Below are 342 nucleotides of genomic sequence, written 5' to 3'. Positions count from 1 at the left end.
CAGCCACTCACATCACACTGGTTATGTTTATCATTCCCCACTGCTGTCACCGTACCGTCTCGTTTAAGACCAACAGTATGAAGATACCCAGCCTTGACCGATACAATACCTCGCCAGCTACTTACATTGCATTGACCATATCGATTATTTCCCACAGTCGTCAATGTGCCGTCCAATTTAAGACCGACTGTATGCCAGTCACCCGCTGTGACTGCCACAATACCTTGCCAACTGCTTACATTGCATTCTCCTTCTTTATTTCGGCCGACCGCTACTACCGTGCCATCCGATTTAAGGCCAATAGTACGACGCCACCCTGCCGCAACCGCTACAATATTATGC

The 342-nt window shown here is 48.5% G+C and carries 1 pseudogene; it reads right to left on the bottom strand.

The features are described from left to right. Positions 1-342: pseudogene (locus tag MR160_RS34145) on the bottom strand (chromosome condensation regulator); the annotation flags it as partial.

The sequence above is a fragment of the Bacillus cereus group sp. BfR-BA-01382 genome, from assembly GCF_022663475.1.
Taxonomy (GTDB): domain Bacteria; phylum Bacillota; class Bacilli; order Bacillales; family Bacillaceae_G; genus Bacillus_A; species Bacillus_A thuringiensis_S.
This window is presented reverse-complemented; position numbering and strand designations above follow the sequence as displayed.